The following is a 19356-nucleotide window of genomic DNA, read 5'->3' as shown; positions in this document are numbered from 1 at the left end:
GGTCGGAGTACAAGGTCTTCGACATACAGGTTGACCGGGAAGAGCATCCTGAGGACGCTGAACGAATCGAGGACTTGCTTGAACAGTTCCATAAGATTCCAGGCCTCGAGGAAGAGATCGGCCAGTACGACAGCTTCCGGGAACTCGAAGAGAACAGTGACACGGTCAGGGAGTACGAGGCCTTGTACGGCGCTTTGAAATCAGCGTGGGACAAAGATAGTTTAGCGAGTTACGCCACAGGAACTCGGAGGCCTCGCATGTTCGAGGTCGACCAATTCCCACAGGGATTCTACGGCGTACCTCGGTTGTTCCACAGCCACGCCGACCAGCTGATCGGAGACAAACTGCAGGAAGAAGATCTCGGCAGTCACTCCGTGGCGTGGGGCAGTTTCATCGTCGAACCAGAGGACTTCTCACAGATCCACGACGTCTTGGAACCATTCTACCACACCCCCGGTGACGAGGTGGTCCGAGAGTGAGTGATAGGTCAGGCCTGTGGGCTCTTGACAAAGATCCCGTAACTGCAGAAGATGCTACTCCGGAGTTGATGGAGGAGCACGGTGGCAAGTTCAGGCCTCAGTTCCAGCAAAACCACGAGGAAGACGTCCCGACTCATCCATACAAGATCTACAGGGAGATAGTGGAGAACCGGAAGCTTTCGGATGACGAGAAAGCGGTTCTCAAGGCCTTGAAGGCCGAGTATGCGGAGAAGTGGCTTGAGCAAAAAAGAGACGAGGTGAGACAGCGGTGACGAAGTATTATGAGAAGTGCAGTGCCTGCGGCATCCAGTCTACGAGCGATAACGATGTCAGAGTCGGATATAAGACCACTGTCGGACTTTCCCTGTGCTACTCTAGATCTGACGGTGAGAAGACTTGTAGCGACAAGGTTGAGGACGCTGTCAAGGAGTGGGCGGAAAACCAGGGCCAACAAAATCTGCAGAAATACCTTGACCAGCAGGTGGACACCTCCAGTGCTTGAGGACTCTGATTATATGGGTACACTCTATGGAGAGGATACGGATGACGTTATAGAGAAGATGAAGAAGAGGGTCGGGAAGCGCGATCCACCTATCGGCGTCTCCTTGTTTTCCGGTGCTGGAGGATTTGACCTCGGTATGGCTCAGGCGGGGTTCGACGTCCGGGTTATGGTAGAGAAAGATGAGCAGGCCTGTGAAACACTTGAGTTGAATATGGACAGCTTCGACGAGTACACCGAGCCGGAGATAATCAACGAAGATATCTACGAAGTTTCTACGAAGCAGATTCTGAAGGCGGCTGGTGTAGGAGTCGGTGGTGTCACAGTCGTTTTCGGTGGGCCTCCTTGCCAGGGATTCAGCCGCGCGAATCCGAACAGGAGTCCGGAGGACGACAGGAACGAATTGTACCAGGAGATGGTCAGGGTAGTCGACGAGGCGAAGCCGGTCTACTTCGTTATGGAGAACGTGAAAGGCCTTGCCTCAATGGCGGACGGTGAGGTTATCAAAAACGTCTGTGAGGAGTTCCAGCAGTGCGGTTACGACGTGAAGTGGGATGTATTGAACGCTGCCGATTACGGGGTGCCTCAGCGCCGGAAACGTGTGTTCATAATCGGGAAGCGAGTCGACGTAATGGGTATGAAGGGTAACGGCAGGCCTCAGATGCATATCGCTGCAAAGCCAGGTCAAGTCCATCATCCCGAGTTTTTCAGAGAGAAGCACGAGTTGGAGGATCCGGAGCAGACTGGTCTTGACGCTTTCACCGATGAGCCAGATTCTGTTGATGAATTAGTAGAGAAAGCGATTCAGGGAGATCTCCAGGGAGATTTTGGCAGCTGATGTCGCCGCCGACCTCTCCCTCTAATCTTCTTTTTTCCGGGAGAAGAAGCTGCTCTCTCGTATGTTCACACTCTCGCTATCTTGTCCGAGGTTTTGGTCCTCTGTTTCTTTCCAGTCCAGGTTTTCTTCGAGGCCTTCGTATGTGACGAAGTGTTTGAAGTGAGGGGTTCCTGTGTATCGGGGGTGGATTCTTTGATCCCAGAGCACGTTGCCGTCGTCAGGAAAGTTGTATTCCTCGATCTTGGAGTAAATTTTCTCCACGGACTGTTTTTCTCCGCTGCACAGGAACAGTAGGACGGATTCAGGGTTTTCGCAGTTTCTGAGCGAGGTAAGAGGGAATGGTTTCTTGTTTCGAGGGGTGTCGATGAACAGCTCCGCAACCAGGCCTTTGCCGGCGAAGATTTTGATGTCGCCGTGGCCGAGATCGTGGACTGTCATCGGCATCATTGACTCGAAGACATCGGCTATAGCAGCTGAGATGAATCCCTGGAACAGGTAATCTACTTGGACGGGGATTAACAGGTTCACCTCGTCGATAAGCTCGGGTAATTGTGTAAGGCCTTCAGCGAAGAGGATGGAGATTCCCTGGTTGTGGTGGAGAAGTTCCCGGACCTGGTTCTCTACGTCGGGTTCGGATAGGTCGGCGGATAGGAAGAGGAAGTCGTTTTCCTGGACGTCTTTGAAGCAGGCTGCGAGCTGTGGCTCTGTTCGTACAGTGTAGCAATTGGCCTTGGTCTCTGTGTCGATGTTACGGACTGTTTTCGCCCCTGTCTCTCCTACTCCGATCACGGAGACACTGGGAGACCACGAAGGTTCACCCGTCATTTTTGGATGGTTTTCTGGGAGAGGGCGAGGACGTACCTTCCGCCTTCATCGGGTTCCTGCCTGTTTTCCGGTGTGTAGGCCTTTCTCTCGATGTCACTGGGTAGTTCGTGGTGGAGTTGTGCTCCTTTCTCTGCCAGGTCTTGGAACTGTTTGTGGGTGAGGACGTAGGGAGTTCCGTCGACGGGCGTGGCTACGAAGAAGAATTTGACCGCGTCCTCGTGTTTTTGTTCGTCTTCGTTGAACTGTGCGGTGAGCCAGGTCTCTTCCTCGTCGACGTACCCGTACTTCTCCTCGACGGCAAGTAGTTGTGAGAGGTCTCTGACGTCAGCGACTTCGTCTTCCATACCTACCAGTACGTTTAGGCAGACGCATAAATTCTGAGGTTTCCTCAACAGCGAATCCGGGCCTCTGAAATACAATTAAAAAGACGGCGAGGAAATACTGAAGCAGTGACTGACGATTTCTCTTTCGATGCGGCAAGAAGGATTCTCGAGTCTGAAGACGTCTACAGCACCAACGATCTTGATGTCAGTGAGCGCCGTTTCTATACGGGTCTTGGCAGTACTCGTTTGGAGATCCAGTATTTCTACGGCGATGAATTGGCAGTAGGCGAGTACCACGAAGAAGCATTGGGCCGGGATTACGTGGTGAAAACCCGTTTCTATATTTCAGAGGATCTAGAGAGTTGGACGCCGTATCAATTGAAAACGGAGGACGGCAGTGTGTACGATATTGATGAGGACGAAGAATTGCTGGACGCGACGTTGGAGCAGATGCGAGAATGGGATAACCGTCTTCAGGACGAGTTCCATCCAGGCATAGTTACCAGGGTTTAGTTTGAGGGTTTGTCTTTGTCTGGTGTCCAGTCGTCGAGTTCTTCGGCGGGTACGGTGTTTCTCACTGAGGTTTCCCAGTACTGGTTGAGGAGGTCGTATACCTGTTCGAACTCTTTGTTCAGAAGCAGGTCCTGAATGATCCTGGCTTGGTTGATACCGAGGTATACTGCGAGCTCTTCTCGGATGTTCGCGGTGATGTTGAAGTACGGAGTTGCCCCGGATTCTCCTTTGTCTGTACTGGCGTTCATATCGTCCTCGACTTTTTCCAGGCGTTCGATTATGGTGTAGGCCTTGGGAATATCATGGTCGTCGTACAGTTCTTCATTCATGCTTGATTTCGGCTTCCGGGTTCGGTTTTGAGTGCGACGGCTTTCCCGCAGTCTGTGCAGAACACGTCGTGGTCAAACTCTTCCCGGCACCACGGACAGTAAGGCATAGAAGTGTTTTAGGCTTTCTCAATCTTTATGATTTTGCATAAATTCGGGGTTTGAGTATCATCGATTTGATTCAACAGAAAGCTGAAAGATTCTTAGAGAACTATCGGTAGACAGAGTAAGTGCTTCCCATAGGCCTTTTTTAAAATACTAATTTACCGCCAGTCATTATGACAGCGGTCTACTGCGATTTCCCTGGAATAGCCGGTCTCTATCACATGTTCTCTTGGATTCGGAAAAGGACTTGAGCAGAGTGTTGGGCTTGTTCTCGGTAGTTATCCATCTCTTCCTCGGTGATACTGGTTTCTATAGAGTGGGCCTCTGCGTTGGCATCCTGTCGGAAAGAATCCAGTTCGTCGATGAAATCGCTGTCAAGGCCTGAAGACAGATGTTCGAAGTCGCCTAAGTTTTTCTCGAAGTTGCTGAGGAGTGTGCTGAAATTCTGAAACCGTCTGTTGTCCGGGAGGTAGTACAGATCTATCTCTTGTTTCCCGTACTCCTTCCGGAGAATATCGATGATCAGGTTTTCCAGAAGTTTCCGTGTCAAGACGAGCGTGGCGTCGTTAACACCGAGGCTGTAGCACTGGTTGATGTCGTCGACGAGATCTGGATAGAATGTACCTGGGACGTTGTCAATGTCGATAAACTGTTCGGAGCGGAATGCGGTGTGGAGAACTCCTGTACCGGGATCCTGGTTTTCCAAGATCTCTAGAGCCGGGTATTTCTCCAGGGTATCTGAGTCGGTGTCTGCCAATGTGTAGATCCGTTTCATAACCCCGACTGCTTTCTCTTCGTCTTCCTCGGCTACTTCTCTGAGAAACTGGGTTGTATTGGCTTGTTGGTCGTTATCTCTGTGGTTCCAACTGGCGTGGAACCGGTCGATATCTTTCAGGGTTTCGTTTACACCGAACTCTGTAGCGGCCATTACCCAGTCGTTGGTATCTAAGTCTGTACTAACGGCAAACCGGGAGAACTGACCGATAAGAGCCTCCATAGGATTCTGAGACATAATCGGTTGTAGAGTAGTTGGTAACCTGAAGGCATCGGACCAGTCAGGATTAGGTATAAAAAGCTCGTCTACACAGTCGGTTATTATGTCAGAAACGATGGATGATTACGTTGTGAACCCTCATCATTTCCTTGACTCAGTGACGAAGGAGATTGTAGAAGTACTGCTTGAAAACCCGAAGATGCCTTACAGCAAGACGTCTCTCGCGGAAGCAGCCGATGTCTCTCCAGATGCGCTGTACCGGCGATGGGAGGATTTCAAAGAAGCAGGCCTCGTTGAGGAGGCAGATGTGGAATCAAAGACCCAGCACTGGCAGCTCAACTCCGACTCCAGTATCGCGGATAACCTCGGTTCACTGCTTTATCAAGATCTTCGAGGTGAGAGCCACCAGTGAATGAAGACGATTTTAAAAGTATAGAATATGCTGATATAGAGGAAGTAACTGAATTTGTCAGAGGCCTTCCTGAGTTATCGATCAAAGAAGTACTTGAACACGATTCTAAAGATGAGTCGGTTGCTGAAAACGAAAAGTACCGTTTAGAGGTTACAGGCCTCGGGTACTGTCTTTACGACCAGGAGAATTTCCCAGTAGTGGTTCACTCGGCGTGTCCGATCATCAACAGTCGAGAAGACAGTATCGGGAACATGGAAGAAAGGCCTGTACCAAACGAAATCAAGGCCGCGTTGTACCTTCTTGACAACGCACGAAACCTGTACGATGACGGCGAGGAAGTTAGAGCTCGGTGCTACGAGAAGGTAGTTGAGACTGAGTTATTCGAGGAAATGAGTCAGAGGAATAGGCAATTTCTCAACGTGATCTGGGACCACATTCAGGGCGACAGTACTGTTCCCGAGATCGAGGAGTTCCGGGACTGGTGTATTGAGACCGTTGATGCTACCGATGTAGTTGATCTAAATATGATGGTTGACGCGGTCCACGCCGATGTAGAAGAGCAGCTCGACGAGGACGAAGATGAAGGAGGTGAGAACCAGCAGTGAGTGAGGGTGACAGTAGAGACGAGTGCCGTTCATGTGGTGAACCTTTGAAGCCCGGCGATTCCCACGGTGTAACGTGGACCAATGAAGCCGAGATAGTGCAGCAACTTGGAGATCTCTGCGAGGACTGTGCTTTCCAGATACAGGAAATCGCTCAGGACTTCATCCAGGGCAGTAACGGCGCTCCTGAATACTTAGAGGAAGTAGAGAGGACGTTAGAGAAGGCTGAGACCAGGATCAACACTGCCAGGGAAAACCTGAGAACAGCCCAAGATTTGGAAGCTAGATCTACAGAGAAAGACGACATTGATCTCGGAGGCCTTCCCGAAGAAGTGCAGGAACAGTTGGAAGACATTGATTTTGAATCGGGTGAGGAGCTGTTGGGACGGTTCCACCTGTACTTGACCAACGAGACCGGATTGTCTCCCGGCGATACCGTTGACTACGTCCGGGAGATGGACTACCAGCTCGGATTAAACCCTGACGACTACCCCGCGAAGCAGTATACTCACGAGGACGAGCTCACTTCCTCCGCCCGAGACAAGTTCAGCAAGTTCCTTGACTCCAGCTACGCAGAAAAAACAGAGAAAGACTCAGAAGAAGGTGTATAGATGCTATGGAAAACGAAGTACGCAGAGAAGATTTTGAAGATTTCGACGAGTATGTAAAAGCGTTAAAATCTGAGGATGTTATGGCTCTTAGCCGTAGACAGCTTCAGGACCTCGCCGGCTACCATATGGAGCAGGCGAAAGAAAACGAAGACTGGGAACAGGCAGCTGCCGCCTTCAGGTACCAAGACTTAGCTATCAACGAGGCAGGTTCTACAGCTGAAACCGCTAACAAGATTCTCAAGGCTCTCCTTCAGATTCTCCCTGACAAAGAGGAGAAGCAGCAGATTAACGCAGTTCTCGGCAAAATAGAGAAGGAAAGCGAGATCAGAGCTCAGAATCAAAAGGACCGCCTTGAGGCTGGAAACGAGAAGCAGCAGTCCGACGACGGCGAGTTGACCAAAGAGGATATCGATATTGAGCAGTTCAAGAGGGAGTTTAACCCGCCGACCGGCCCTGATGTAGAGGATACTGACTTCTACGTTTACCAGTTCGGTATAGGCGAGGGCGAAGACCAGCGGAGTTTTGACTTCCGTGTGATGAAGATCGATAATCCGGCATACAGACATTTTGAATCTGATTGGAGTGAGGAAGAGATACCTGAGGAGGCCTCCTGGGTTGCCAACCAGTATGGAGGTAAGCCGAGTATCGGCTCGGAGAACTACTTCGAGTCTCTTGAGGACGTAGAAGACCGGATTAAGGCAGTGATGATTGCAGCTGGCACCGATAAGAGCCTTGACGAAATCAGTGACGAGGAAAACGCAGAAGGTGAGAACCCGCAGTGAGTGAGGTAGAGGATATTTCTGAAAAGCTTCCTCCGAAGGACGAGTATGACCCAGAGGAGGCCTCCGATGGAGTGATCACCTTGACGTCGATGTATGATCTTCGGGAAATCGGCATTCTGAAGAACGGGGAACCGGAGGACGGAGAGCAAACTTGGTATCTGTCCGAGACAGGGAAGGCCTGGGTTGAGGGAGAGATCGAACTGGACCTTGAGGAATTAGCAAGGAACGAGGATGTCTCGGAAGACGACCTGTACGGAACTCTCGACAACCTGAAAGAGGCAGAACAGATTCTCCAAATGATGTCGTACGACAGCGCTGACGACGAAGGAGGTGAGAGCCAGCAGTGAACAAGACGAAGAAACGGACCTTGCTTGGAGTTGCCTTCGTCCTTGTAGCGTTTTTCTCCGCTGTGATCGGTTCAAGTGTAACTAATGCTGAGGCCTCTGAGCTAGATCTGTACTGTAAGTCCCAGGATATCGACCTTGAGTACAACAACTCTGTCAAGGCTACAGAATCTGGGTTAGTAGTCCAGTGTGTAGATGATGGTGAGGCCTGGAGCTTCCTGCTAATCAGAGACTCAGATACAGAAATCAATACTACAGAAGGTGTATAGATGCTATGGTAGACGATCCAACGAATGTTCAACACGGTAACGTGGAAGGGCTCCGAGATGAACTCGAAGAGCTTCTGAAGCGTTGGAAAATAGAGGAAAATCTGAATAGAGAAACGGCGATTGAGGCCTTGGAAGATCTGGAAGGCGAACTTGAATTTCACGAAGACGAGATCTTTGACGAAGAAGGTGGTATAGAGTGACGTGGACGTGCCAAAGGTGTGGCCGAAACCACACTGATTCATATGTTCATGAAAATCTTCGAGAAGAAATGGATGCCTGGATTTTCGATGTATCCAAAACTGGAGAGACTATTCTAGGGTGGAAATGCGACAGATGTGGAAAACGTCACCCAACCCCAGAGATGTCTACAGGTGATATGGAGTGAGCAATGGACAGATAGAGCTGGGAGAGATCTCGTTTAATCCTGCGGAGATTCAGGATTTCAGGCTCTCTGTCGAAGGAACCTCAGATACAGGTAAGACTAATTCGCTAGCAGTAATCCTCGAGGATCTGGCTGAGGTCAATATTCCGACGTTGATTGTGGAGCGTGTCGGCGCTCTCTCCACGGTCAGGCATGAGGACGATGATATCGTTGTAGTCGGTGGGAAGGAAGAGGTGGCAGTCGATCTTGTAGTCCCTCTTCAGGAGCTGGACCAGATCGGTAACTGGATTCTCGACAAGGGAATGAAGATCCTTCTCGATGTCTCCACCTACTCAGACTACAGCCAGGAGGAGAGCAGGGTCCACCTTGCAGCTGGGAAAGCCGTCCGCTCCTTGAATGACCGCGCCCATGAGAAGTACAGAGCAGGGAGCAGGACGAAGTCGCTGCTTGTTATCGATGAGGCGCATTACATGGCTCCGAAGGATAACGCTCCCGAGCCGGATCTGGATGACAACGTGAAGATGTGTAGAGGCCAGATCATCAAGGCCTGTACTGAGGGAGGGAACAAAGGAATCTCAGCGATTGTCTCGTACCAGAGAAGGGCCTTCCTCCACAACGGCGTCATCTCCCTGTGTAAGGACTGGATTGTCCACGGATTAGCGAATGAGGACGCCCAGAAGGTAGCGAAGAAGCTGAATATCGACAGAGATCTTATTGACCAACTCGGTGTCGGAGAGATCTTGGCCCGTGGCGATAACCTGACTGGTGGAGACTTGGTCGGGCCTACGAAGGTCCGGAAAAGACGCAGTCCTGATCCTCGTGAGGAAGAGTTCGAGATCCCTGAGACCAGTGCAGAAAAGCAGGAGGTTCTCAGCGAGATCCAGGACTCGATCGAGGAACGAGTAGAGGAACGTGAAGAGAAGAAAAGCCGGGTAGAGCAGCTTGAGAAAAAGGTCGAGCAGCTCCAGGATGAGAATGAGGAGCTGCAGGAGGCCTTGGAGAATCGTGAAGAGCTACGGAAGGCGTTGAAAGGCCTTGACGAACCTGATTCTTCTTCAAGTAGTGATGTAAAAGAGATCTCTGAGAGAGCTGAGGAATTGGAGGAAGAGAACGAAAAGCTCCGGAGGAAGCTCGATGAGAAAGAAGAGAGCCTGGAGATGCTGAAGCAAGAATACGAGAATTTGAAGGATGAGTACGACGGCTTAGAGGAGAAATTTGAGTCCAGGCTTCAGGGTTTGAACTCTCTGCGTTCTGCGTTCCAGCAGTTGGGCCTTGCCTCTGAAGGAGAAGTCACGGTCGAAGGAGGATTATCTGAGGACGATGTCGAGAGCATCGTTGACGACAAAATCAGTCAAGTCGACACTGCTTCGACGGGAGAGTCTGTCTCTGATATCGAGGATCTTGTGCTTTCCGACTTCCAGGAAGACGCAGTGAACAGCCTGATGGACGAGGTTGAGGAGCTGGGTCAGCGGCAGAAGAAGCTGCTGCTGTTCATAGAGGCGAAGGGCAAGACCTTGTCTTCGAAGAAGGATTGGGCCAACGGAGCTCTCGGGTTCAAGAACGGCGATGTATACAACGATATGAGCGATTTAGAAGACCGAGGCTTCGTCCAGAAGAATGCGGACGGTAGTATCAAACCTGCTACGGAGCAGAAAGTCAGAGACGAGTTGAGGCCTTACGATCCTGAGGACAGCGACGTTGAAGATGTGAAGAAGCAGCTTCTGCAGAAGATCAACGAAGGAGGTGATAGTGAGTGAGGCGTTTCTATGATCCGGAGCACGGCACTGCAGTCTTGGATTTAGTAGATGAGTATGAGGCAGTTGAGACAGTAGATACGGAGACCGGTGTGAACCTTGATTTCGATGAGGATGGGAAGTTGGTGTCCGTGGAGATCTGGGCCTCAGACCGGATACCTGAACAGTTCTTCCAGACTGAGGAAGTCGGTGTTGAGGGCCTTGAATCGGCGGCGTACCTTGCCCTACTTCACGGAACACCAGAAGCTGTCTCTCTCGAATCTGAACAACTCGATTTAGTCAACTATGAGCATGACTCTGTAGAGGAAATAGAGCTTGCCCGGAAAGATAATATACATCTCTGGCTGGCTGACCTGAAGAAGGCGATGGACTTCGACTCCAGGGAAGAGGCCGAAGGAGCTCGTAAACTTGTAGAGCAGGCAGGCTTTCAGCTTGGCACTCACGGTATTCAGATCCTCAAAGATGAACTGGAAGACGAGGATGCAGAGGGTGATAAGAACTGATTTCTGACGATGAGAAGATCCGGCGTATTGAGAACATAGAAGGCGTCTACTTCAACATTCACGCGAAGAACCGGGCAAAGCATCGTGTCGGGTTGAATCCGTGGACGCCGAAAGAGTACGAGGAAAAGATCGTTGAGCAGGAACCCGACTTTTACTGGGATAGTGAGTACGAGAACTACCAGGCTGTTTTCGAGGAAGTGGTGTTCCCGTTTTCCTTGGAACTGCATGATGACCGGCCAGGTCTCTTGGCAAAAGCTGAGTCAGCGCTGCCTCCTCAGGACGGTTACCGAGAGGAGAATGACCGGTTCACCTTGTTGAAGAGGGGGAGCGGTTCGAGTGCTCGCAGACCGAGAGATAAGGTCTCGTTGGAAGCAACAGCAGATATTGAACGAGAAAGCGTAGGAGGTGATGGCTCTTGAAACGGTTTCTGTTGGTGACGAATGCCGGTGCGAGCGGGTCCACTTGGCATATTTTTAGAAAAGGTGAGGAAGAGTGTATCTGCAGGACCCATTCACATATCGGTCTGAATCGGAACACGCCGAAGAAGAAGGTGAACGAGGAAAAACTGGTTAAACTGCTTAGAAATAATGAATCTCCTGGCCTCGGAAAGTGGGCTGGGAAGTGCCGGAGAAAGGCCTTGGAGGAATTGACCGGTGAGAAACAGTTCTCCTGCAAGGTATGCGGACAAGGTATTTCGAATCGTTCAGGCCTGATCTCCCATATCAATGGTAGGCATGGAAAATCGATGGATGTAGCTAAAGAAATAGCAGCGAAAGGTGGTGTCTGAATCGACATCTACGACGGTGACGTTGACTGGAAGGAAGATCTCGGTAACGATCCAAGGCTACACTTGGAAGCTGATGATATTCCTACGATAGATGAGCTCGAGTACGAGGGTTCTGTAGAAGAAGGGCTCTGGTACGCTGAGAGTGACGACGGATTTGCTTCTTACTTTGCCTGGGACGGCGGGCAGCAGGACGGGTACGGAGGCCGACACTACGATATCACGACTGTAGACGGTGAGGAAGTCACGTTGAAGGGGCCTTGGAGCAGCCGTGCCGGAGTCATGAACAAGGCCGGTTATGGCCCCTGCATGGATGTACGGTTCAACAGCACCGGTACAGGAGCAGTCACTGTGGATCTTGCGGAAGACGTCGTCGACGAGTACCTGGACGACGTCGAGCTTGAACGAGTGGAGAAGTTCTCTAATAATGAGCCGTACTGGATACCCCGGAGAGGTGAAGATTTAGATGTTTGAACATAAGCAGATCTCTAATACTTCTATTGATGAGATTGAGGAGATTCCGGACAGGTATCCTGAGGTTCCTGAGGAGTGGAGTAAGATCTGTACTTACTGCGGTATCGGAGATGTCGAACTGGAGGGTTACGCTAACTGGTACTCTCCGGTGTACAGATGCTGGTTCTGCAGTGAGGCGATGACGTTTGATCCTCGTATGAAGCGGGAGCACTGGAGGCACCAGATTGACCCCTTGATGCTAAATCCCTTAAACCCTGATTTGCCGGTTAGATACCCTGAGAGAGGTGAGAATCACCAGTAATTGTCGACGGTAGAGAGGTTGACGGCTATTATATCGCTAAGGCCTACGACGGCACAGACTTGGAAGAGCCAGAGATTTTCTACGCTTCCGCCGGCGTCCCAGACTACATCGAGGAACACGAAGACGCAATTGACGAAGCCTTGGAGCAGAACCCGGACAAGATGATCTTCCCAACCACGCTCAAAGAGGCAGAAGAAACTCTAGATCCAGCTGAGGAGAGAGGTGATGCTGTATAGGGCGTCGAGAAGTGGTGAAAGTCGGAGAACTGTTCCCACAGGTAGAAGAGGGCAAGTGCGCGGTCTGTCCTAACGAGATCCCAGAGGATAGCAGGAAGAGACGTTACTGTAGCGACCGATGCAAGGAGGTTGCCTACGCCACCCAGAAGCTCTACACTTGGAAGAAGGTTCGTGAACGAGTGATGGAGAAACGAGACCACGTATGCAAAGTCTGCGGTTACGACAAGGAACGATTCGATGAACTCTGCGAGAAGGTCAGAGAAGAAGAGGACATCTCACATCGACACCACGTAATCCAGAGAGTCGAAGAGAAATACGACATAGAGCACCGGAAGATGGAGCTGGACCATATCCACCCTGTGTCGAAGGGCGGTGCAATGTTCGATGAAGACAACCTGCAGATCACCTGCGCTCCCTGCAACCGAGAGAAATCCGACAAGTGGCGAGGCGAGCCCAACGTCTTCGACTTCTTCGACGACACCGACAAAACCGCAAGAACAGAAAACGGTGATACGGCATCAGAGTAAGAGAAGAGGACAATCCTGAGTGTGTTGAAATCACGGAGGAGCACTTGGAGAAGTTCCAGGACTGTGACCCTATCCCGATCTATGAGGTGCCCACGGAGCAACTGGGCTACGGAAACAGGATGTTGGTCAAGTTCAGAGAGTTGGTTTTCGGTCAGGAAGGCGGTGCAGAGTATACTGCTTTGCCTTTCCCCAAGATTAGAGTCAGTAAGGAACTTGACGAAGAGATTAAAGACGATGTTGTCAAGCACGAGGTCAACCATCATCTTGACCGGGCGAGGTCAGAACCGGATAAGTACGATATCAGGTTCGCAGCTATAGTCATCCCTGCTTTCGTCGTTACATTTTGGTCAGTGCATCTGTCCGGCCTTCTAGGATATGTTTTGTCAAGCGTAGGATCGACGGTTCTCATTCTCTATCCATTGTATCACCTGTTCGTGGTGGATGAGAACAAGGCAGACCAGGGTACGGTCTTCGAGGATAGAGATCTCTCGTTCAAGAACTTGGCAACATATCCTGTAGCCCTCGCTGCCACTCCATTCAAAATCTTGAGCCTGGTTGAGGAGTTCTGGATGGAGAGAGTGCGGATTTCCACCGCTGTCAGAAACTCCTTTTCTAAGATCTGGTGGCAGAGGGTGATGTCTGAATCAGTTTAGATGAACCTCTTGACCAGCATATCCAGCAGTTGACCGAGGTCCAGGGCGTTGACGAAGCGACTGCGGAAGATCTTCTTGAGGACTACGATTATCCTGGTGAGATCTTTACCGACCTCCATTTCAGCACTGCTACTGAGGATCGAAGTTATCCGGATCTTCCTGTGGACGACGTCACCCAGCTGCACAGAGAAATGATCCAGGCCGGAATCAACTACTACACCGGAAAGGAGGTGTACCGGGAGGCGACTCAGCCCCCTCCAAGCGACGGCCTCCGATTCTCGTATCCAGACAGGGAGGACGAGGAGTACGAATTACTGGGGAAGACAACCGACGATTTAGCGCATTACTGGAGAGACGTAGATCAATTCCTCGAAGTCAAACGTTTTGAGCACACGTTAGAGGGCGAGCTCGAACAAGTAGAGGACGACACAGACCGGTTCACACATCTACGAACGCACTACTTGCAGAGGTACATCAAGGACAGAGAGTGGGATATCCTCAGGGAGCCGGACTACAGCGAGATACGGGAAAACACGGAACTCGGATCTGGGGATCTGCCGGACGAAACCGAGCAAACAAAACTCTCCGATCTACGGTGAATGATGTATGGCTAAGCATTGTGCGAACTGTGGTGACAAGCTGGTGGACGCGATGGATATCTGTCCGAAGTGCGGGTCTCAGGAGTTTGAGGAAGAGAGTCAGGGTTGAGAACAGCACTCAAGACCCCGTGGTTTCCAGTGGAACAGCTGAACCCACCTGACATTTTATAAGTTCTATTTCCTGAACCCGTTCTATGGTGATTCCTCTATCGTAGTAGGAGAAAAACTGCAGTACGACGACGTCGACGAATTACGTGAAATCGGTGAACAGTTCCCAGAAACAACGGACGGCAAGGTTTTAGCACTTCTTGAAGGCGAAGACGGAGACGAATGGAGCCAAGCAGGATATAAGAGATCTCTGTGGACTCAGGACGGCGGTGAAGACATACTAACAGGGGTAGTCTCCTCCAACGACAACAGATTCGTTCTCCACGACTTCGGGGACATCACAGAGTACACAGCTGACGCTGTCGAGGCCTTGAAAGAAGACCACGACTTCAACTTCCAAGGCGAAGTCAAGACCTCGGATACCTTCCACAGATACACCAACGAAGGAGTCTTCGACGGGATCGAGATCAACCCTGGAGAGACAGATGACCCCTCCACTATCGGATTGAAGATCACTTCAGGTAACGACGGTAGAAAGGCTACTGAAGGCCAGTACTTCGAGGAACGTTTGGTCTGCAGTAACGGGATGACCCTGCCTGTAGACGTGATGAGCGTCCGCCAGACCCATCACGATGAATTGGATCCTACAATGTTCCATCAACTGGCCCGGTCAGTCGTTGAGAACGCGGAAATGGTGGAGGATCGTTACGACCAGATGAAGGAGATCGAGTTAGACAGTGAGTGGACTGCGTTCGAGTTTCTCGAGCATCGCCTAGATCTTCCGTTTTACATCGAAGGAGACCATGCCGATATCGCCCGTACATATGACGAGGTTGTCGAGGATCCGAGCAACCCGACCGTTTACGAAACCCTGCAGGTCGCTACAAATCAGTTGACTCACAACGCTCGTGACGATCTTCCGCAGCACGTCATCAATACAGCCCAGGAAAAGGCCTCAGATCTTGTTGATTTCCACGGCGAGCTTCCTGACTACGAGGAAATGGCGAGAGGTACTATCGAGGACCGTGCCTACGAACTGACCAACTACGATGATGCCGAGGAGTACTGGGAAGGCGAAGAAGAGCAGCTGGGCGAATTGATGGAAACCTACGGAATTGAGGCCTAAAGGAGGTGATACAGGATTTCTGATGCAGCACAGCAGTTGAAGTCGGAGAGAGACGAGTTAGAAGATTTTGTCGAGAACGAGAAACCGCATTGGCTATACCTCAAGGCTCCACGCGACCGTGAAATGAAATGGGGCTTGTTCAATTACGCACCTGTCGCCCACTACGACAAGCGGATTGAAGAATTAAGTGAGGATGCCGGCTTTGAGGGCGAAGATATCCTGCCTGACGGTGGTAGCCGGACAGAGTACTTCTGGAGCGGGGAAGACGGAATCGTATACCACACTGAGGTTGGCGAGGATATGGTCAACCCGTTCTTCGGGTCTGTACCGGAAGCTGAACAGTATCTTGAGAGACAGGCCGATAAACACGGCAAAGAGCCTTACACAGGCCTTGTCCTTCGGAAGAGCGGGAATCAGAAGGTCAAGGAATCTACTGATGTATTGACGGAGCAGCAGGGTCTTGATGAGTACTTCGCTGATGGAGGCCGTGTATTGGCTGAAGGCTATGATAGTTCTCCCCTGGAACTTGCGGAATCTGCCGACCAGGTTGAATGGTGATCTGAGAGATTGCAGAACAGCAGGGAGAGGAGTATGTCGACGAGTTCGGCAGGACTCTTGAGGAGCAGCTGCAGGATAACATCGAATGGGGGTACATGATCGACAGGGATCAGCACAGTATCCACGAGGAGTATGTTTCTGACGGCGAGTTTCAGGACGGGGATGTCCCTTTCGGCATGTATCTGACTTTTGAGGATGGTGGGCCTCAGTTCCAGATTGAGGAGCCGTACAGGGCTCCGTGGCACCGGGATAAAGCGATAGAGCTCTTGGACGACAGCTATGAGGCCTTACTGGAGTACTTTGAGTAGTTCCGGGAGGACCGGCCTCTTGTTTTATAAGTAGTAGATTTCAATTCAGATATAGGAGGCCTCGATTTTTTCGATGTTCGATAAGGTGATAAGCGGGAAAGGTGCAGCAGCTGGTTTAATACTACTTTTAGCAGTATCAGCGGTTTTTGTTTCCGGCAGTGCAGAAAACAGTTCTGACAGCTTCATTCCATACCCGGAGCAGGTCTCTACTGAGAACGACGACATCAATATGAGTGAGGGAAGCAAGGAAGGATTTCTGGGCTTCCTAGATGACTACATCAGTTTTGGACCGCTCTCCAGTGTTTCAGCTCCAGATCAGGTGAGTCCTGGTGAAACGATTTCTTTTGATGTAAGTGCAGAGGCACAGCAGGATTTCAACCTCGGTGGCAAGGTCAAGGTTGTAGAGATATACCGGTGTCATGACTCCAGCTGTGAAAACGGCGAATTTGTCGAATCAAAGTCAAGCTACACCGGTTTTGATGTAGATATCAGCCAGGGAACTGAATACGGCTGGAGTGTGAGCTATTCGACTCCTTCAACAAATGATGGTTACTACGCTGCAACTGGCTACATGAGCGATGGCAGCGGAAACGTCCTAACTGATACTCCACGCCACGTCTTCCTTGTAGGTGAAAGCAGTAGTGGAGATGATGGAAGTAGCGGCGGCGGTGACGACGGAAGTTCAGACGATGGTTCGGGTGACGACGGTGGGGAGACAAGCGAACCGCCTGAAATCGAGTCAGTAGACGCACCTCTTGTAGTCAACGTCTCTGAACCATTCACGGTGAGTGTTGAGGCCTCGGATCCTGACAGTACCGGTCTTTCCTACGAATGGAGTAACGGGAAGACGGGAGACAAGATCGTCTTGAATTACGGTGAAACCGGCGTCAAAGAACTTGATGTCGAGGTCTCCGACGGAGATGGGAACACGGTCAGTTCAACAGTCCGTGTGAAAGTCGAAGAACCAGAAGACGACACTCAGGAACCAGTAACCGATCCAAAACCAGTAACTGATCCAAAGCCGAACCCGATAGAGAGTTTCTGGAACTGGTTTACCGGCCTCTTCTCATGATGAACCAGAGAGGTGTGATCCAGAGTTGAGTAGCGGTAAGGAGGTTGTGGAAGCTCTTGACCTGGTTTCGAAGAAGTTTGTCTGTGAGATCTGTGGTGACGAGCATGATTCTGAGCAGGAAGCCGCGATGTGTGTGGTCGACTGTGTAGAGTGAAATCCTCTGCCTGTTGTTTTATAAGAAGTATTTCACATTACAGTGTTTATGAGCCGAACTAAGCGCTTCGCCGTAGCTACGGGTGTACTGTTTTTCCTGCTGTCTGTATCATCAGCAGCTGCACAACCGGGTGAAACACCGAACGATGTAGCTCCAGAAAACATTGGTGAGCAAATACCCGAGAACATTTCAAATACTACAGGTCAGAATCCTCTTTCTCAGATACCAGGCCTGAACAACAACACCTTGCCGATGACAATTGACGGCCCGGTTCTCCCAGATAATGCCTCAGCCGTAGCGAAGTCAGCGGTCAACACTGTTTCAGACGCATTGGGTTCTGCAGCAGGAAGTGCGGTAGATGGAATCGGTTCTTTCCTCTCAGAGAACCTTCCAGCCATACCAGGACTTGAGCAGAGTGAGCCACCTGTGAACGGCACTAACTCGACACAGAGGTGAGAATCAGCAGTTAGTTTAGAACGAGATTCAGCGGCTTATGCGTTCGACAGGATCGAGCATTACCAAGACTTGTTCGGTGTCGACGACGAGCAGATGGGAGTGCTGTTGGATCCCTGGTACCGCGAGTTTGAGGATATCGCCAGTGACGAACAACTATTGGAGGAGGATGAGCAGTGGGAACTCTTGATCTATGCTACTAACGCTGAGTGGTTGAGAGATCCTGAGATGGATGCTACTGCGAATATGACGTTGACGATGGATTACCCGGAGATGGATGCTGAAGAGTTTCTGGGTGTAGTCTATCCCGCTGCAGTAGAAATGTTTGAGGAAGAGTACGGCGGGGAAGTTGATTTCCTTGGCTACCCAGAGGTCCCAGATGAGTACGTCTAACTGGGTAGCGGTGAACGCGGTAATAGCTGGAAGATGGAGGTTGTACTGGATTGAGTTTTGACGAACGACACAAATCAGAGATCTCGAACCACATCGAGCATTTCCGAATGGCTCACAGCCTCGACTATGACGATCTAGCAGTAATGGTCGATCCTGTCTATCTGCAGGGGGAGGACCGAACTGACCGATTCATCCCAGAAGACGAGTACTGGGAAGTCACAGTCTACGCCTCTAACAAGGAATGGATCGAGGACTCTGACAAAGGCGAGCACCCGGAGAAAATGATACAGTACACCTTCGAAAATACTGACTCGGATGAGTTCCTGGAGGGTGTTTGGCCTGAGCTTACAGAATTTTTTGAGGAGAAGTATGGTGAAGAAGCCGGTTTTCTTTCAATAGCTGAGGAACCAGAATACTCGTTGTGAGGTTGCCGGTTAGAAGTCGTCGAATCCGGCTTGAACTGTGTCGTCCTCTTCCTCTTCTTGCAGTTCTTCTTCCATGTCGTCTCGGTGATCTGGGACGTGCAGCTTTCCAGCGTCGGGACTGTTTTCGTTGCGGTATACGTCGGTGTCTCCAAGGGCTTTGAATAGTTCGTGGGCGTCCTTATCCAGATTCTCTTCTACATATTCTGTGTCGCTGGTTAAGGCCCATATCGTACCTCTGATATTGGTGTAGGTGTCGACGAAGAACTCGGCCTCATCCCGATTCACGTCTTCGACCTCAAGAAGCTGTTCGATGAAGTGGTCTTCTGCGAGTTCGTCGACCTGGAAACTGGTGTAAACCTCCTCGCTTCCCCGGTCAAGTACGTGGATCTCGTCCAAGATCTTCGTTCCAGTGATTTCGTTGTGGCCTCTCAGCGTAGGCTCTAACTGGTACTTTTCCATAGCGTCCTTCGGAGATAGTTCCAAGTAGTCAGGACGGTAGTTTACAAAAATATCGTTAGAATCCTGTGACTCGGCCTCGAGGATGTCAGCTATAGTTCCGAACTCTGATCTGAACGGTATGACGTATTCTCCGTCTTCGAGTTCGATGCTTCCGCCGAGCGCTTC

34 protein-coding genes are annotated in these 19356 nt (G+C 50.7%); 29 read left to right on the top strand and 5 right to left on the bottom strand.

The genetic code is table 11. From position 1 onward, the window contains the following. Positions 1 to 74 precede the first annotated feature (74 nt). From ACEWFR_RS13525 to ACEWFR_RS13510, 4 genes are read left to right on the top strand one after another with little or no spacing between them, the layout of a single operon-like run. Positions 75 to 479, top strand: coding sequence for a hypothetical protein (locus ACEWFR_RS13525; RefSeq protein ID WP_374061545.1), 405 nt, complete (start codon positions 75 to 77; stop codon positions 477 to 479). After that, on the top strand, positions 476 to 751 hold the full coding sequence (locus ACEWFR_RS13520) for a hypothetical protein (protein WP_374061544.1): 276 nt from the start codon (positions 476 to 478) through the stop codon (positions 749 to 751). The genes ACEWFR_RS13525 and ACEWFR_RS13520 overlap by 4 nt, the downstream gene beginning before the upstream one ends. After that, the gene (locus ACEWFR_RS13515; RefSeq protein ID WP_374061543.1) at positions 748 to 981 is read left to right on the top strand and encodes a hypothetical protein; all 234 of its coding nucleotides are present in this window, start codon (positions 748 to 750) and stop codon (positions 979 to 981) included. Before ACEWFR_RS13520 ends, ACEWFR_RS13515 begins: the two co-directional genes overlap by 4 nt. Next, positions 974 to 1816: a DNA cytosine methyltransferase gene (locus ACEWFR_RS13510; protein ID WP_374061542.1), complete on the top strand. Its 843-nt coding sequence runs from the start codon at positions 974 to 976 to the stop codon at positions 1814 to 1816. Before ACEWFR_RS13515 ends, ACEWFR_RS13510 begins: the two co-directional genes overlap by 8 nt. A 21-nt stretch (positions 1817 to 1837) precedes the next feature. Here ACEWFR_RS13510 and ACEWFR_RS13505 read toward each other — a convergent pair whose 3' ends face one another. Both ACEWFR_RS13505 and ACEWFR_RS13500 read right to left on the bottom strand, forming a co-directional pair. Further along, positions 1838 to 2605: a hypothetical protein gene (locus ACEWFR_RS13505; protein WP_374061541.1), complete on the bottom strand. Its 768-nt coding sequence runs from the start codon at positions 2603 to 2605 to the stop codon at positions 1838 to 1840. A gap of 32 nt (positions 2606 to 2637) precedes the next feature. Further along, positions 2638 to 2985, bottom strand: coding sequence for a hypothetical protein (locus ACEWFR_RS13500; protein WP_374061540.1), 348 nt, complete (start codon positions 2983 to 2985; stop codon positions 2638 to 2640). Positions 2986 to 3090: 105 nt separating this feature from the next. Here ACEWFR_RS13500 and ACEWFR_RS13495 point away from each other — a divergent pair, with 105 nt between their 5' ends. Beyond that, positions 3091 to 3477: a hypothetical protein gene (locus tag ACEWFR_RS13495; protein ID WP_374061539.1), complete on the top strand. Its 387-nt coding sequence runs from the start codon at positions 3091 to 3093 to the stop codon at positions 3475 to 3477. Here ACEWFR_RS13495 and ACEWFR_RS13490 read toward each other — a convergent pair. Beyond that, positions 3474 to 3806 (bottom strand): hypothetical protein, encoded by a 333-nt coding sequence (locus ACEWFR_RS13490; protein WP_374061538.1) that lies wholly within the window; start codon positions 3804 to 3806, stop codon positions 3474 to 3476. The genes ACEWFR_RS13495 and ACEWFR_RS13490 overlap by 4 nt on opposite strands. Before the next feature lie 319 nt (positions 3807 to 4125). Next, positions 4126 to 4905, bottom strand: coding sequence for a hypothetical protein (locus tag ACEWFR_RS13485; protein WP_374061537.1), 780 nt, complete (start codon positions 4903 to 4905; stop codon positions 4126 to 4128). 100 nt (positions 4906 to 5005) lie between these two features. On the opposite strand from ACEWFR_RS13485, the gene ACEWFR_RS13480 reads away from it, so the two are divergent. The 24 genes from ACEWFR_RS13480 to ACEWFR_RS13365 all read left to right on the top strand — a co-directional run bounded on the left by ACEWFR_RS13480 (position 5006) and on the right by ACEWFR_RS13365 (position 18732). Further along, positions 5006 to 5314, top strand: a complete 309-nt coding sequence (locus ACEWFR_RS13480) for a hypothetical protein (protein WP_374061536.1) — start codon at positions 5006 to 5008, stop codon at positions 5312 to 5314. Continuing rightward, a complete protein-coding gene (locus tag ACEWFR_RS13475; RefSeq protein WP_374061535.1) occupies positions 5311 to 5919 on the top strand; it encodes a hypothetical protein in 609 nt (202 codons plus the stop codon). The genes ACEWFR_RS13480 and ACEWFR_RS13475 overlap by 4 nt, the downstream gene beginning before the upstream one ends. Beyond that, a complete protein-coding gene (locus tag ACEWFR_RS13470) occupies positions 5916 to 6527 on the top strand; it encodes a hypothetical protein (protein ID WP_374061534.1) in 612 nt (203 codons plus the stop codon). The genes ACEWFR_RS13475 and ACEWFR_RS13470 overlap by 4 nt, the downstream gene beginning before the upstream one ends. A 5-nt stretch (positions 6528 to 6532) precedes the next feature. Next, complete coding sequence (locus ACEWFR_RS13465) at positions 6533 to 7309, top strand: hypothetical protein (RefSeq protein ID WP_374061533.1); 777 nt, start codon at positions 6533 to 6535, stop codon at positions 7307 to 7309. Further along, positions 7306 to 7656 (top strand): hypothetical protein, encoded by a 351-nt coding sequence (locus tag ACEWFR_RS13460; RefSeq protein ID WP_374061532.1) that lies wholly within the window; start codon positions 7306 to 7308, stop codon positions 7654 to 7656. The genes ACEWFR_RS13465 and ACEWFR_RS13460 overlap by 4 nt, the downstream gene beginning before the upstream one ends. Beyond that, positions 7653 to 7922 (top strand): hypothetical protein, encoded by a 270-nt coding sequence (locus ACEWFR_RS13455; RefSeq protein ID WP_374061531.1) that lies wholly within the window; start codon positions 7653 to 7655, stop codon positions 7920 to 7922. The genes ACEWFR_RS13460 and ACEWFR_RS13455 overlap by 4 nt, the downstream gene beginning before the upstream one ends. A 5-nt stretch (positions 7923 to 7927) precedes the next feature. Then, the gene (locus tag ACEWFR_RS13450; RefSeq protein ID WP_374061530.1) at positions 7928 to 8122 is read left to right on the top strand and encodes a hypothetical protein; all 195 of its coding nucleotides are present in this window, start codon (positions 7928 to 7930) and stop codon (positions 8120 to 8122) included. 181 nt (positions 8123 to 8303) lie between these two features. Continuing rightward, complete coding sequence (locus tag ACEWFR_RS13445; protein ID WP_374061529.1) at positions 8304 to 10061, top strand: hypothetical protein; 1758 nt, start codon at positions 8304 to 8306, stop codon at positions 10059 to 10061. Next, positions 10058 to 10561 carry a DUF2283 domain-containing protein gene (locus ACEWFR_RS13440; RefSeq protein WP_374061528.1) on the top strand — a complete coding sequence of 168 codons (504 nt, stop codon included), beginning with the start codon at positions 10058 to 10060 and terminating at the stop codon, positions 10559 to 10561. Before ACEWFR_RS13445 ends, ACEWFR_RS13440 begins: the two co-directional genes overlap by 4 nt. Before the next feature lie 92 nt (positions 10562 to 10653). Continuing rightward, the gene (locus ACEWFR_RS13435) at positions 10654 to 10980 is read left to right on the top strand and encodes a hypothetical protein (RefSeq protein ID WP_374061527.1); all 327 of its coding nucleotides are present in this window, start codon (positions 10654 to 10656) and stop codon (positions 10978 to 10980) included. A gap of 131 nt (positions 10981 to 11111) precedes the next feature. Continuing rightward, a complete protein-coding gene (locus ACEWFR_RS13430) occupies positions 11112 to 11348 on the top strand; it encodes a hypothetical protein (protein ID WP_374061526.1) in 237 nt (78 codons plus the stop codon). Positions 11349 to 11411: 63 nt separating this feature from the next. Next, positions 11412 to 11819 carry a hypothetical protein gene (locus ACEWFR_RS13425; protein ID WP_374061525.1) on the top strand — a complete coding sequence of 136 codons (408 nt, stop codon included), beginning with the start codon at positions 11412 to 11414 and terminating at the stop codon, positions 11817 to 11819. After that, complete coding sequence (locus tag ACEWFR_RS13420; protein WP_374061524.1) at positions 11812 to 12120, top strand: hypothetical protein; 309 nt, start codon at positions 11812 to 11814, stop codon at positions 12118 to 12120. The genes ACEWFR_RS13425 and ACEWFR_RS13420 overlap by 8 nt, the downstream gene beginning before the upstream one ends. Positions 12121 to 12179: 59 nt before the next feature. Continuing rightward, positions 12180 to 12356 carry a hypothetical protein gene (locus ACEWFR_RS13415; protein WP_374061523.1) on the top strand — a complete coding sequence of 59 codons (177 nt, stop codon included), beginning with the start codon at positions 12180 to 12182 and terminating at the stop codon, positions 12354 to 12356. A 14-nt stretch (positions 12357 to 12370) separates the two neighbouring features. Next, positions 12371 to 12883: an HNH endonuclease gene (locus ACEWFR_RS13410; RefSeq protein WP_374061522.1), complete on the top strand. Its 513-nt coding sequence runs from the start codon at positions 12371 to 12373 to the stop codon at positions 12881 to 12883. 44 nt (positions 12884 to 12927) lie between these two features. After that, entirely contained in the window at positions 12928 to 13536 is a 609-nt protein-coding gene (locus tag ACEWFR_RS13405; RefSeq protein ID WP_374061521.1) for a hypothetical protein, read from the top strand. 29 nt (positions 13537 to 13565) lie between these two features. After that, the gene (locus ACEWFR_RS13400; protein WP_374061520.1) at positions 13566 to 14135 is read left to right on the top strand and encodes a hypothetical protein; all 570 of its coding nucleotides are present in this window, start codon (positions 13566 to 13568) and stop codon (positions 14133 to 14135) included. Positions 14136 to 14613: 478 nt separating this feature from the next. Next, positions 14614 to 15369: a DUF932 domain-containing protein gene (locus tag ACEWFR_RS13395; RefSeq protein WP_374061519.1), complete on the top strand. Its 756-nt coding sequence runs from the start codon at positions 14614 to 14616 to the stop codon at positions 15367 to 15369. A 123-nt stretch (positions 15370 to 15492) separates the two neighbouring features. Next, positions 15493 to 15927 carry a hypothetical protein gene (locus ACEWFR_RS13390; protein ID WP_374061518.1) on the top strand — a complete coding sequence of 145 codons (435 nt, stop codon included), beginning with the start codon at positions 15493 to 15495 and terminating at the stop codon, positions 15925 to 15927. 95 nt (positions 15928 to 16022) lie between these two features. Further along, positions 16023 to 16235: a hypothetical protein gene (locus tag ACEWFR_RS13385; RefSeq protein WP_374061517.1), complete on the top strand. Its 213-nt coding sequence runs from the start codon at positions 16023 to 16025 to the stop codon at positions 16233 to 16235. A 73-nt stretch (positions 16236 to 16308) separates the two neighbouring features. Further along, positions 16309 to 17307, top strand: a complete 999-nt coding sequence (locus tag ACEWFR_RS13380; RefSeq protein ID WP_374061516.1) for a hypothetical protein — start codon at positions 16309 to 16311, stop codon at positions 17305 to 17307. Between the two features lie 202 nt (positions 17308 to 17509). Continuing rightward, a complete protein-coding gene (locus ACEWFR_RS13375; protein ID WP_374061515.1) occupies positions 17510 to 17917 on the top strand; it encodes a hypothetical protein in 408 nt (135 codons plus the stop codon). A 69-nt stretch (positions 17918 to 17986) separates the two neighbouring features. After that, entirely contained in the window at positions 17987 to 18307 is a 321-nt protein-coding gene (locus tag ACEWFR_RS13370; RefSeq protein WP_374061514.1) for a hypothetical protein, read from the top strand. Between the two features lie 107 nt (positions 18308 to 18414). Next, positions 18415 to 18732 carry a hypothetical protein gene (locus ACEWFR_RS13365; RefSeq protein WP_374061513.1) on the top strand — a complete coding sequence of 106 codons (318 nt, stop codon included), beginning with the start codon at positions 18415 to 18417 and terminating at the stop codon, positions 18730 to 18732. 9 nt (positions 18733 to 18741) lie between these two features. On the opposite strand, the gene ACEWFR_RS13360 is transcribed toward ACEWFR_RS13365, so the two are convergent. Continuing rightward, positions 18742 to 19191, bottom strand: coding sequence for a hypothetical protein (locus ACEWFR_RS13360; protein WP_374061512.1), 450 nt, complete (start codon positions 19189 to 19191; stop codon positions 18742 to 18744). Positions 19192 to 19356 lie beyond the last annotated feature (165 nt).

This window comes from Natrinema sp. H-ect4 (assembly GCF_041894845.1).
In the GTDB taxonomy this organism is placed as follows: Archaea; Halobacteriota; Halobacteria; order Halobacteriales; family Natrialbaceae; genus Natrinema.
Note: the sequence above shows the minus strand (reverse complement) of the source record. Positions and strands in the feature narration are given on the sequence as shown.

What these genes read in the sequence shown, in the direction of transcription:
- ACEWFR_RS13360 (WP_374061512.1), bottom strand. Translation starts at nt 19,191, where the DNA reads ATGGAAAAGTACCAGTTAGAGCCTACGCTGAGAGGCCACAACGAAATC.
- ACEWFR_RS13490 (WP_374061538.1), bottom strand. Translation starts at nt 3,806, where the DNA reads ATGAATGAAGAACTGTACGACGACCATGATATTCCCAAGGCCTACACC.
- ACEWFR_RS13365 (WP_374061513.1), top strand. Translation starts at nt 18,415, where the DNA reads ATGGCTCACAGCCTCGACTATGACGATCTAGCAGTAATGGTCGATCCT.
- ACEWFR_RS13380 (WP_374061516.1), top strand. Translation starts at nt 16,309, where the DNA reads ATGTTCGATAAGGTGATAAGCGGGAAAGGTGCAGCAGCTGGTTTAATA.
- ACEWFR_RS13480 (WP_374061536.1), top strand. Translation starts at nt 5,006, where the DNA reads ATGTCAGAAACGATGGATGATTACGTTGTGAACCCTCATCATTTCCTT.
- ACEWFR_RS13375 (WP_374061515.1), top strand. Translation starts at nt 17,510, where the DNA reads ATGAGCCGAACTAAGCGCTTCGCCGTAGCTACGGGTGTACTGTTTTTC.
- ACEWFR_RS13450 (WP_374061530.1), top strand. Translation starts at nt 7,928, where the DNA reads ATGGTAGACGATCCAACGAATGTTCAACACGGTAACGTGGAAGGGCTC.
- ACEWFR_RS13500 (WP_374061540.1), bottom strand. Translation starts at nt 2,985, where the DNA reads ATGGAAGACGAAGTCGCTGACGTCAGAGACCTCTCACAACTACTTGCC.
- ACEWFR_RS13390 (WP_374061518.1), top strand. Translation starts at nt 15,493, where the DNA reads ATGAAATGGGGCTTGTTCAATTACGCACCTGTCGCCCACTACGACAAG.
- ACEWFR_RS13465 (WP_374061533.1), top strand. Translation starts at nt 6,533, where the DNA reads ATGGAAAACGAAGTACGCAGAGAAGATTTTGAAGATTTCGACGAGTAT.
- ACEWFR_RS13420 (WP_374061524.1), top strand. Translation starts at nt 11,812, where the DNA reads ATGTTTGAACATAAGCAGATCTCTAATACTTCTATTGATGAGATTGAG.
- ACEWFR_RS13485 (WP_374061537.1), bottom strand. Translation starts at nt 4,905, where the DNA reads ATGGAGGCTCTTATCGGTCAGTTCTCCCGGTTTGCCGTTAGTACAGAC.
- ACEWFR_RS13385 (WP_374061517.1), top strand. Translation starts at nt 16,023, where the DNA reads ATGATCGACAGGGATCAGCACAGTATCCACGAGGAGTATGTTTCTGAC.